The sequence below is a fragment of the Geodermatophilus chilensis genome, assembly GCF_002802985.1.
GTDB classification, from domain to species: domain Bacteria; phylum Actinomycetota; class Actinomycetes; order Mycobacteriales; family Geodermatophilaceae; genus Geodermatophilus; species Geodermatophilus chilensis.
The window spans coordinates 1-8,716 of the sequence record NZ_NVPT01000189.1; the positions used below are offsets into that span (position 1 = coordinate 1).

General features: G+C 74.0%; 12 protein-coding genes and 1 riboswitch. Of the genes, 8 read left to right on the top strand and 4 right to left on the bottom strand.

Annotated elements, in window-relative coordinates:
- Positions 1-55: 55 nt before the first annotated feature.
- Positions 56-169, top strand: a riboswitch (TPP riboswitch).
- The 6 genes from CNO22_RS23095 to CNO22_RS23120 all read left to right on the top strand — a co-directional run bounded on the left by CNO22_RS23095 (position 159) and on the right by CNO22_RS23120 (position 4,844).
- Positions 159-1,505 (top strand): purine-cytosine permease family protein, encoded by a 1,347-nt coding sequence (locus CNO22_RS23095; RefSeq protein ID WP_100501624.1) that lies wholly within the window; start codon positions 159-161, stop codon positions 1,503-1,505. It overlaps the preceding riboswitch by 11 nt.
- Positions 1,502-2,611 (top strand): glycine oxidase ThiO, encoded by a 1,110-nt coding sequence (thiO, locus tag CNO22_RS23100; protein ID WP_100501634.1) that lies wholly within the window; start codon positions 1,502-1,504, stop codon positions 2,609-2,611. Before CNO22_RS23095 ends, thiO begins: the two co-directional genes overlap by 4 nt.
- A gap of 5 nt (positions 2,612-2,616) precedes the next feature.
- A complete protein-coding gene (gene thiS, locus CNO22_RS23105) occupies positions 2,617-2,817 on the top strand; it encodes a sulfur carrier protein ThiS (protein WP_100501625.1) in 201 nt (66 codons plus the stop codon).
- A gap of 2 nt (positions 2,818-2,819) precedes the next feature.
- Complete coding sequence (locus CNO22_RS23110; protein ID WP_157937083.1) at positions 2,820-3,632, top strand: thiazole synthase; 813 nt, start codon at positions 2,820-2,822, stop codon at positions 3,630-3,632.
- Entirely contained in the window at positions 3,629-4,195 is a 567-nt protein-coding gene (locus CNO22_RS23115; protein ID WP_100501627.1) for a thiamine phosphate synthase, read from the top strand. The genes CNO22_RS23110 and CNO22_RS23115 overlap by 4 nt, the downstream gene beginning before the upstream one ends.
- A 229-nt stretch (positions 4,196-4,424) precedes the next feature.
- Positions 4,425-4,844, top strand: a complete 420-nt coding sequence (locus CNO22_RS23120) for an ATP-binding protein (protein WP_100501628.1) — start codon at positions 4,425-4,427, stop codon at positions 4,842-4,844.
- An 82-nt stretch (positions 4,845-4,926) separates the two neighbouring features.
- Here CNO22_RS23120 and CNO22_RS23125 read toward each other — a convergent pair whose 3' ends face one another.
- Positions 4,927-5,238, bottom strand: a complete 312-nt coding sequence (locus tag CNO22_RS23125) for a type II toxin-antitoxin system PemK/MazF family toxin (RefSeq protein WP_100501629.1) — start codon at positions 5,236-5,238, stop codon at positions 4,927-4,929.
- Positions 5,228-5,461, bottom strand: coding sequence for a hypothetical protein (locus CNO22_RS23130; protein WP_100501630.1), 234 nt, complete (start codon positions 5,459-5,461; stop codon positions 5,228-5,230). Before CNO22_RS23130 ends, CNO22_RS23125 begins: the two co-directional genes overlap by 11 nt.
- Before the next feature lie 184 nt (positions 5,462-5,645).
- Between CNO22_RS23130 and CNO22_RS23135 the strand changes: the two genes are divergently transcribed.
- Positions 5,646-6,281: a LysE family translocator gene (locus CNO22_RS23135; RefSeq protein WP_100501631.1), complete on the top strand. Its 636-nt coding sequence runs from the start codon at positions 5,646-5,648 to the stop codon at positions 6,279-6,281.
- 41 nt (positions 6,282-6,322) lie between these two features.
- Here CNO22_RS23135 and CNO22_RS23140 read toward each other — a convergent pair whose 3' ends face one another.
- Both CNO22_RS23140 and CNO22_RS23145 read right to left on the bottom strand, forming a co-directional pair.
- Positions 6,323-6,865, bottom strand: a complete 543-nt coding sequence (locus tag CNO22_RS23140; protein WP_100501632.1) for a chlorite dismutase family protein — start codon at positions 6,863-6,865, stop codon at positions 6,323-6,325.
- A gap of 185 nt (positions 6,866-7,050) precedes the next feature.
- Complete coding sequence (locus CNO22_RS23145; protein WP_100501633.1) at positions 7,051-8,190, bottom strand: IS630 family transposase; 1,140 nt, start codon at positions 8,188-8,190, stop codon at positions 7,051-7,053.
- Positions 8,191-8,415: 225 nt separating this feature from the next.
- On the opposite strand from CNO22_RS23145, the gene CNO22_RS28570 reads away from it, so the two are divergent.
- Positions 8,416-8,622 (top strand): hypothetical protein, encoded by a 207-nt coding sequence (locus tag CNO22_RS28570; RefSeq protein WP_198588551.1) that lies wholly within the window; start codon positions 8,416-8,418, stop codon positions 8,620-8,622.
- Positions 8,623-8,716: the final 94 nt, after the last annotated feature.

The window sequence follows — 8,716 nt, forward strand, 5'->3', positions numbered from 1 at the left end:
AGATGTGTATAAGGGACGGCCGCAGCGTGCACTGCGGGGCGGGCCTATGGTGAGAACGGCCATGTGCGGGAGCTCGGGCGAGACCGGGCTGAGAGGGCGACTCGACGCGTCGCCGACCGCTGGAACCTGACCGGGTAATGCCGGCGTAGGGAGCGACCATGAGCACGTCCGACGCCATCCGTACCAGCGCGCCCTCCGGGGACGCGCCCCTCACCCTCGACCAGGCCCCCGCCACCGCCCTGGGCCTGCGCGACGCGTTCGGGCTGTGGGCCAACCTCGGCGTCAGCCTGCTGCTGCCGGTCGCCGCGGTCTTCGTCGTCCTCCCGGGCCGGCCGCTGTCGACGACGATCGGCGCGATCGTCGTCGGCGCCGTGATCGGCGCCGTCCTGCTCGGGCTGGGCGCCGCGGCCGGCGCGCGCGAGCGGGTGCCGACGATGGTGCTGCTGCGCGGGCTGCTCGGCCGCCACGCCTCCGCGCTGCCCACCGTGCTGAACCTCGTGCAGTGCGTCGGCTGGGCCACCTTCGAGATCGTGATCATCGCCGAGGCCGCGTCGCGGGTGCTCGACGCACCGCGCTGGCCGTTCGTGCTGGTCGCCGGCGTGCTGGTGACCGCGATGGCGCTGCGCCCGCTCGGCGTGGCCCGCGTGCTGGCCCGCTACGCCGTCTGGGCCGCGCTGGCCGCGGTCGTCTACCTCTTCGTCGAGGTCCTCTCCGAGCCGCTGCCGCCGCTGACCCAGGGTGCGGCGACGTCGTTCTGGACGGCGGCCGACATCGTCATCGCCCTGCCGGTCTCCTGGTTCCCGCTGGTCGCCGACTACACCCGGCACGTGCGCAGCGGGCGGGCCGCGTTCACCGGGGCGTCGCTCGGCTACGGCCTCGCGACGGTCGCCATGTTCACCCTCGGCGTCCTCGCGCTGGCTGCCTACGGCAGCGCCGGGTTCGACGTCATCGACGCGCTGCTCGCCGTCCCGCTGGGGGCCGTGGCGGTGCTGGTGCTGGTCGCCGTGGAGCTCGACGAGGCCTTCGCCAACGTCTACTCGACCGCGGTCTCCACGCAGAACCTCGTCGCCCGGGCCGACCGCCGCCTGCTCGCCGTGGGCGTCGGCACCGTCGCGACGCTGCTGGCGCTGACCTTCGACATCGCCGCCTACGAGCCGTTCCTCTTCCTCATCGGCGCGGTCTTCGTCCCGCTGGTGGGCGTCTTCGCCGTGGCCTACTTCTCGACCCCGCGCGGCGCCTGGGACACCTCCGACACCGCCCCCGCCCGGCCGCTGTTCCTGCTGCCGTGGCTCGCCGGCTTCCTCGCCTACCAGCTCACGCTGCCGACCTACTTCGCCGGCCCGGGTGCGGGCTGGACGACGTGGTGGAGCGCCCGCCAGGCCGACCTCGGCATCGACCCGGCCAACGGCTGGTCGGCGTCCCTGGTGGGCCTCGGCGTCGCGGTGCTGCTCACCGCGCTCGTCTGCCTGCCGGGGTGGCGGCGCCGGCGGAGCGTCGTGGCATGACCGACGTCGCGGTCGCCGGCGGGGGGCTCATCGGGCTGGCCACGGCCTGGCGGGCGGCCCGCCGCGGCCTGTCGGTGACCGTCGTCGACGACTCCCCCGGCACCGGCGCCTCGGCCGCCGCGGCCGGGATGCTCGCCCCCGTCACCGAGGCCGGCTACCGCGAGGAGGCGCTGCTGCGGCTGGGCCTGGCATCGGTCGAGCGCTGGCCCGCCTTCGCCGCGGACCTCGAGCAGGCCACCGGCCTGCCGGTCGGGCTGCGCACCGCCGGCACGCTCGTCGTCGGCTTCGACGAGGACGACGTCCGCGAGCTCACCGCGCTGCACGCCTTCCAGCAGGAGCTGGGCTTGGCCGCCGAGCGGCTGACCCCGCGCGAGGCGCGCCGCCGCGAGCCCTCGCTGACCCCGCGGGTGCGCGGCGGGCTGCTCGTCGCCGGCGACCACTCCGTCGACGGCCGCGCCCTGCACGCCGCGCTGCTGGTGGCCGCGCAGGACGCCGGGGTGCGCCTGGTCCGCGACCGGGTCACCGCGCTGCACGTCGTCGGCGGCCGCGCCGCGGGCCTGGAGACGGCGGACGGCGACACGGTGGCCGCCGGCACCGTCGTCCTCGCGCTGGGCGCGCACAGCGGCGGCCTGCCCGGGCTCCCGCCGCTGCCGGTGCGGCCGGTGAAGGGCCAGATCCTGCGGCTGGCCGGCGCGACCGGCCTGCTCGAGGGCACGGTGCGGGCGCTGGTCCGCGGCCGGCACGTCTACCTGGTGCCATACGCGGGCGACCGGCTGATCGTCGGCGCGACGACGGAGGACCGCGGCTTCGACCCGACCGTCACCGCGGGCGGCGTGCACGACCTGCTGCACGACGCGATCGACGTCGTCCCCGGGATCAGCGAGCTGGAGCTGATCGAGACGCTGGCCCGGTGGCGGCCGGGCACGCCGGACAACGCCCCGCTCCTGGGTCCGGGCCCGCTGCCGGGCCTGGTGCTGGCCACCGGGCACCACCGCAACGGCGTGCTGCTGACCCCGGTCACCGCCGAGGTGACCGCCGAGCTGCTGGCCACCGGCGTGCTGCCCGAGCTCGCCGCCCCCTTCACCGCCGACCGCTTCGGGAGGTAGCCGTCATGCAGGTCACCGTCAACGGCGAGGACACCGAGCTGGCCGCGGACACCACCGTGGCCGACCTGGTCGCCGCCCGCAGCGGCGCGCACGACCGGGTCGCGGTGGCGCTCAACGGAGACGTCGTCCCCCGCAGCAGCTGGCCGGCGACGCGCCTGTCCCCCGGTGACACCCTCGAGGTCCTCGCCCCGACCGCAGGAGGATGAGCATGTCCACGTCCGAACTGGCACCGGCCCTCGCCCGCGAGGAGGCCTCCGACCCGTTCGTCATCGCCGGGGAGACGTTCACCTCGCGGCTGCTGCTCGGCACCGGGGGCGTCCCCAGCCTGGAGACCCTCGAGGCGGCGGTGCGGGCCTCGGGCACCCAGCTGGTGACGGTGGCGCTGCGCCGGGTCGAGGCGTCGTCCAGCGCGTCGATGCTCGAGGTGCTCGACCGCTGCGGCGTGCGGCTGCTGCCCAACACCGCCGGCTGCCGCACCGCCCGCGAGGCCGTGCTCACCGCGCGGCTGGCCCGGGAGGCGTTCGGCACGTCGTGGGTGAAGCTCGAGGTGATCGGCGACGAGCACACCCTGCTGCCCGACGCCGTCGAGCTGCTCGACGCCGCCGAGCAGCTGGTCATGGACGGTTTCACCGTGCTGGCCTACACCACCGACGACCCGATCCTCGGCCGTCGGCTGGCCGACGCCGGCTGCGCCGCGGTCATGCCGCTGGGCTCGCCGATCGGCAGCGGGCTGGGCATCCGCAACCCGCACAACATCGCGCTGCTGCGCGAGGGCGTCGACGTCCCGGTGGTGCTCGACGCCGGTATCGGCACCGCCTCGGACGCCGCGCTGGCCATGGAGCTCGGGTGCGACGCGGTGCTGCTGGCCTCCGCGGTCACCCGGGCCCGCGATCCCGAGATGATGGCGCTGGCCATGCGCCAGGCGGTCGAGGGCGGCCGGCTGGCCAAGCGCGCCGGCCGGATCCCCCGTCGCTGGCACGCGGAGGCCTCCACCTCCTTCGAGGGCCTGCCCGAGCTGTGACCCTGCCGCGGCTGCTCGTCGTCACCGACCGGACGCAGGCCGCGGGACCGCTGGCCGACGTGGTGGCCGCCGCCGTCGCCGCGGGGGCCCGGGCCGTCCTGCTGCGCGACCGCGACCTGCCGGACGACGAGCGGACCGCCCTCGCCGCGGAGCTGCGCTCCGTGCTGGACCCGGTCGGCGGGCTGCTGGTCACCGCCGGCCCGGCCGGGTCCTCCGCCGTCCACCTCGCCGCGGCCGAGCCGTTCCCCGACCCGCGCCCGGCGCTGGTCGGCCGCTCCTGCCACTCCGCCGCCGAGCTGGCGCGGGCCCGCGCCGAGGGCTGCGACTGGGCCTTCCTCTCCCCCGTGTTCCCCACGGCGTCCAAGCCCGGCTACGGCCCGGCCCTCGGCGTCGAGGGGTTCGCCCGCCTGCAGCCCCTGGGACCCCCGGCCTACGCGCTGGGCGGCGTCCTGCCGGAGCACGTGCCGGACCTGCTCGCCGCCGGCGCGCACGGCATCGCCGTCATGGGCCCGGTCATGCGCGACCCCTCCGCCGTCCGGGACTACCTGGCGACCCTGGGCTGAGGCTCGGCCCGCCGCCGGACGGCGCTCCTCGGCGCCTCCCCGGTGCCGACGCGGAGGGTCGTCCGGGAGCGCCCCCGCGGTGTGATTCCGGTCTCACCGTGTTTGAGGCGACCTCGGCAGACCCATACGCAGATGTCCGACTCGCTCGCGAGCCGACGGTCGGCCGCGCCCGCTGGGCGAGGGCCAGGGTGCGCCTCCGGGCGGGACGAGCACGTGAGGGGACCACGGCGTGACAGGCGAGACGGCCAGGCAGCTCTGGCCGTCCGCACGACCACCCGCGGCCCCCGACCGGTTCGCCTGGGACCTCCAGAGCGTCGCCCAGTTGCCCGTCGTCCGCGCCGAGGTGCGGGCCCACCTCTCCGCACCGCGGCAGGCCGACCTGCGCGACCGGCTGGTCCTGGCCCTCGACGAGATGGCCTCCAACGCGCTGCGGCACGGCGGCGGCCCGGTCCGCGCCATGGTCCGCCCGCTCGCGGACGCCTGGCTGATCGAGGTCCGCGACGGTGCACCGAGCACCCCGCCCAGCCCCGCCGTCGGCCGCGACCCCAGCGAGGGCGGCCTCGGGCTCTACCTGATCGCCGAGCTGGCCACCGACCACGGCTGGTACGTCACCGCCGGCGCCAAGCACGTCTGGGCCGTGCTCCGTTGATGTCGTCGACCTACCGGTCGGCACCGCGGCCAGGTCCCGTCCCCCAGCTGCACTGAGCCCGGTCCGCGTGCGATGCGGTTGTTCAGAGGCCGAGGACCAGGCGCAGGGCCGCGTCGACCCTGCGCAATTCCTCGAGGGTCAGATGTCCGGCGGAGTCTCCCAAGCGCTGAGGATCGACCGCGCTGGTCTGCTCGGCCAGCACCCGGGTGGGGCGCCCCTTGATGGAGACCTCAGGACGGAAGGTCGCTGCGCGGGCCGAGGTGGAGGTCGGCGCGACCAGCCAGGTCGACAGGGGCAGCAGGTCGGATTGGACGACGACGGCATACCGGGCCCCGGCCTGCTCGTGGCCTCGCGTGCCACGGGGGGAGCGCAGCCGGTGGACCTCACCACGCACGCAGAGTCTCCATGTCCCGCAACACCTGGGCGGCCTCGGCGCGGTCGGCCTCGTCGGCGGCGAGCGCGGCGGCCTCCGCGCGCAGCTGGTTCTGCGCGGCGGTCTTCGCCGCCTCGATCAGTGCGGCGCGCACGGCGGCAGAAACCGGGGTGCCGTCTCGAGTCAGCATGGCCAGGGCCCGTCTGGCGTCCTCGTCCGGGCGAAAGGTGATCGTCTCAGCCATGACCCCAAGTGTGTCACAATCTGTAAGACACGATATCGGGTCCGCCGTCCTTGGGACAGGCGTCGGGCTGCCCGCCTCCTGAGGCCCGGCGCCAACACATGACTCTCGTTCCGGAGGCTGCCGGGTCGCAGCGGAACCAGGCCGGCCTCTGCGCCACCGGACAGTCCGAGTTCGGGAGCAGCGCATGACCGTGGAAGCTGTCGGAGCGTTCGCGCTGGTGGCCGCACTGGTGACCATCACCCCGGGGGTGGACACCATGCTGGTGCTCTCCACCGCCACCCGGTTCGGCGCCGGCCGCGGCCTGTACACCGCCGCCGGAACGATCAGCGGCCTGTACTGCTGGGGCCTGGCCGCGGCCACCGGCGCCAGCGCGGTACTGACCGCCAGCACCGGCGCCTACACCGCACTGCGCATCGCCGGAGCGGCCTATCTGTTCTGGCTCGGCCTCACGGCCTTGCGCTCCCTGCTACGGCCCGCGTCAGCCGATCACGCTGTCAGACCGACAGCGGTGAACTCGGCGCTCAGTGCACGGCGCGCCTACGTCCGCGGCCTGTTGACCAACCTGCTCAACCCCAAGATCGGCATCTTCTACCTCAGCCTCTTGCCACAGTTCCTCCCCGCCGATGCCGCCGCCCTGCCCGCAGGGCTGTTGCTGGCTTCGGTCCACGCCATCGAGGGGCTGACCTTCCTCGGCCTGGTCTCCCTGCTGGCCCACCGGGCCGGGACCTGGCTGCGCCGCCCACACATCTCTCGAGGACTGGACGGAGTGTGCGCAGCGGTCTTCCTCGGCTTCGGCGCCCGGCTCATCCTGACCCGTTGAGGGATCGGCCAACGAGACGGGGGTGAGGGCTCTGACGTAGCTCAGCGTGCGAGGCGGATGTCGACTTCGCGTTCGACGTAGTCCCACTCCGGGGTCGCGCGGAGCCGGGACACCAGCTCCTCGAACGCAGGCGCGTCTCGGGGGACGTACTCGAACCAGGTGAGGAAGTCGAAGGGCTCGTCCAGATCCCGGCCGTGGTAGAGCCGGCGGGCCACCGCAGGCAGGTACTGCATCCCGATGGCGATGTGGTGGGAGGTCTCCTCAAACAGCTCCCGCCGCTCGTCCTGGGCGAGAGCCCACCACGCGTGGGACTTGGTGATCGGAATCAGCGCGGCGCGGGTGGCTTCCGGGCGACCGAGCCCGGTCTGCCGAGCCGAGAGCGTCTCCTGCTCGTCGCGCCGGGTGTAGCGGCTGTTACTGGTCCGCCCCCGCAGCATCCAAGCGGCATCGAGGTTGCCCGCGCCCGCCGAGTCCTCGAAGACAGCGAGCCGGGGCACCATCGGCAGAGACGGACCGATCACCGGGTCAATGCTCTCGACTTCCCAAGCTCCCGCCTCGCCTCCAGCGAATACGGTCGGCGGCATGCACCCACGCTAACCTGACCCTTCCCCCGGGCGGTGTCCTCCCGCAGCACCTGCTCGCTCGACGATTCGGTGACGCCGCACCACCCGCCCGTCGTCAGCCAGCGCGTCGCTCGACAGGCGGCGGCAATCGCGGCACCGAGGGCGGAGCCGGCGGCTAGTGCTCCTCTCCGTTGAAACGTCGGGGGTCATGCCGCCTGGGGGTAGTGGTCGGCGAGTCGTTGGAGGAGCCGGTCCAAGGACCTGCGGGTGAAGCGCCAGTCGAAGGGTTCGGCGGTGGTGTTGTAGCGGTCCTGGAAGGCCAGCAGCCGCTCGGCGAGTGCGTCCAGGTCGGCGAAGTCGCCCGGCTTGATCACCTTGCGTTGGACGATGGAGAAGAAGATCTCGATCTGGTTCAACCAGCTGGCATGCACCGGCAGGTGCACCAGGCAGGCGGTCGGCCAGGTGGCCTGCATCCGGAGGACGGCGTGCGGGCCGGAGTGGGAGGAACCGTTGTCCACGATCCAGAACACCCGGGCCGCGCTGGCGTAGGGCTCGTTGCTCATCACCTGCTCGACCAGCTGCCCGAACGGCGCGATGCCGGTGGTCGGGGCGGTGCGGCCGAGCACCCGGGCGGCGTGCGGGTCGTAGGCGGCCAGATAGGCCAGCGTGCCACCGCGGCGGTACTCGAACTCCTGGCGCCGGATGCGTCCGGGCGCCGGCGGCAGGTCGGGATGACCCCGGGACAGCGCCTGCAGCTGGGTCTTCTCATCGGCGCAGAGCACGTACTCGTCGCCGCCCAGCGGCTGGCCGTGCCAGATCCGGTCGTACAGGTCGAGCACGCGGGCGGCCTTGGCTGCGAAGTCCGGATCCCGGGGAAAGATCCACGACCGGTGCCGCCCGGGACGGATGGCGTCGGCGGCCAGCCACCGGCCCACCGTCGCGGCCGAGATGGTGCTCACCACCCCGCGGCTGACGGCCTCGGCGGCCAGCTCCGCGGCACTCCACCGGGCCAGCGGCACCCCGGCCTCCGCCGGCAGCGCGCAGGCCAGCGCCTTGACCTCGGCCTCGGCCGTGGCCGGAAAGATCCGCTGCCGGCCCGGCCGGGGCCGGTCGGCCAGCCCGGCCAGCCCCTCGGCGCAGCACCGGGCCCGCCACTTGCGCACCGTGTCGACACAGATCCCCAGCCGTCGGGCGATCGCCGCATTTGTCATGCCCTTCGCGGCGGCCAGCACGATCCGCGCGCGCTGCACATCGCGGTGCGGGCACCGCTCCGCGCGGGCCCGCTGCGTGAGCACCTGACGGTCCTGCTCGGTCAACACCACCTGATACGGGCTGTGCATCGCCATCGCCGTTCCTCCCGCCCGGCGTCGATCGACGGCGGCGCCCCACCGCCCGGGACCGAGGATGAGGCGTGTGCTGAAGATTCCCGACTCCACCAAGAACTCGCTGCACTGGCGACTGGCCACCCGCGCCCGCGAACGCTGGCCGGACCTGGCCGACGTGCGGATGCGCTACCGCGCCGGCTTCGCCTACGTCGACGGCGTCCTGCCCGACGGGGAGGTTCTCCAGCTGTGCCGACTGCGCTACGTCGGCTCGGCCACGGTCTGGGCTTCGCCATCTACCGCGCCAGCCATGACGACTACGAAGACAACTTCCTGCCCAGCGGCTCACCCACCGGCACCGCCGAGGAGGCCCTCGACTGCGCCTGCGGCCTCTACCTCAACGACCCCACCGCCTGGATGTCAGACCCCCGACGTTTCAACGGAGAGGAGCACTAGGGCGTGTCTCGCAGATCTTGACGTGTGGGTCCGGTAGGCCTGGGTCGTGTTCGATCGTCATGACCTGACCGACGCGGAGTGGGCGCGACTGGAG

Bases quoted from the DNA above. Each gene is read 5' to 3' on its own strand.
- CNO22_RS23095 (WP_100501624.1), top strand. From the start codon at position 159: ATGAGCACGTCCGACGCCATCCGTACCAGCGCGCCCTCCGGGGACGCG.
- thiO (WP_100501634.1), top strand. From the start codon at position 1,502: ATGACCGACGTCGCGGTCGCCGGCGGGGGGCTCATCGGGCTGGCCACG.
- thiS (WP_100501625.1), top strand. From the start codon at position 2,617: ATGCAGGTCACCGTCAACGGCGAGGACACCGAGCTGGCCGCGGACACC.
- CNO22_RS23110 (WP_157937083.1), top strand. From the start codon at position 2,820: ATGTCCACGTCCGAACTGGCACCGGCCCTCGCCCGCGAGGAGGCCTCC.
- CNO22_RS23130 (WP_100501630.1), bottom strand. From the start codon at position 5,461: ATGGCTGAGACGATCACCTTTCGCCCGGACGAGGACGCCAGACGGGCC.
- CNO22_RS23135 (WP_100501631.1), top strand. From the start codon at position 5,646: ATGACCGTGGAAGCTGTCGGAGCGTTCGCGCTGGTGGCCGCACTGGTG.
- CNO22_RS23140 (WP_100501632.1), bottom strand. From the start codon at position 6,865: ATGCCGCCGACCGTATTCGCTGGAGGCGAGGCGGGAGCTTGGGAAGTC.
- CNO22_RS23145 (WP_100501633.1), bottom strand. From the start codon at position 8,190: ATGGCGATGCACAGCCCGTATCAGGTGGTGTTGACCGAGCAGGACCGT.